At 64.6% G+C, this 1,168-nt stretch carries 1 protein-coding gene; it reads left to right on the forward strand.

The genetic code is table 11. From position 1 onward, the window contains the following. Positions 1-31: 31 nt before the first annotated feature. The coding region (locus ON27_RS12945; RefSeq protein ID WP_043725196.1) for a cytochrome P450 at positions 32-1,168 on the forward strand (1,137 nt) is incomplete at its 3' end.

Here is a 1,168-nt window from a genome sequence, read left to right on the forward strand (position 1 = left end):
GGAACGTGTTCTCGGTTTGGGAGTGTGGGCGATGACAGCTGCGGTGGAGCCGCTGGTGTTCGATCCGTACGACTACGCGTTTCACGAGGACCCGTATCCGACGTATCGGCGGCTGCGCGAGGAGGCGCCGCTCTACCACAACCCGGATCTGGGGTTCTGGGCGTTGTCCCGGCATGCGGATGTCACCGGAGCGTTCCGCGACAGCGTGGGACTGTCGAGCGCGAATGGAGTGTCGCTGGATCCGGCGGCGTGGGGACCACACGCGCACCGTGTGATGTCGTTTCTGGCGATGGACGACCCGCGGCACATGCGGATGCGGCGGTTGGTGTTCAAGGGGTTCACCCCGAAGCGTGTCGCGGAGATGGAAGACCGCATCCGGGAGTTGACGTTGTCGTATCTCGGCCCGGTGCTGGGGGGAGAGGTTTTCGATTGGATCGATGAGGTGGCGGGCAAGCTGCCGATGGACGTCATCTCCGAGTTGATGGGTGTTCCGGAGGCGGACCGGGTGGAGATCCGCCGATTGGCCGATCTGGTGGTGCACCGCGAGGACGGCGTGCTGGATGTTCCGGTGGCGGCGGCGGAAGCGTCTATGAAGCTGCTGGTCTATTACGCGGAGATGGTGGCCGAACGTCGGCGGGTGCGGCGGGAGGATCTGACCTCGGCGTTGCTGGATGCCGAGATCGGCGGCGACCGGCTGTCCGACGAAGAGATCATCGGTTTTCTGTTCTTGATGGTGGTGGCGGGGAACGAGACCACCACCAAGTTGCTGGGCAACGCCCTGTATTGGGGTGCGCGCAATCCGGGGGAGTACGCGAAAGTCGTCGCGGAGCCGGAGCTGGTTCCCGATTGGGTGGAAGAGACGCTGCGCTACGACACCTCCAGTCAGATGATCGCGCGGACCGCGACAGAAGACCTCGGCTATCACGGGGGCGTGATTCCGGCGGGTGCGAAGGTGCTGCTGCTGATCGGTTCGGCCAACCGTGATCCCGCCGTGTTCGACGACGGCGACAGTTTCCGGATCGATCGTGCCGACAAGTCCGGTCTGGCCAGTTTCGGTGCGGGAGTGCACTTCTGTCTGGGGGCACATCTGGCCCGGCTGGAGGCCACTGTCGCGTTGCAGGAGTTCAGCTCCCGAGTGCGGTCCTACGACGTCCTGGAATCCGGGATC

The organism is Nocardia asiatica NBRC 100129, from assembly GCF_000308415.1.
Classification (GTDB): Bacteria; Actinomycetota; Actinomycetes; order Mycobacteriales; family Mycobacteriaceae; genus Nocardia; species Nocardia asiatica.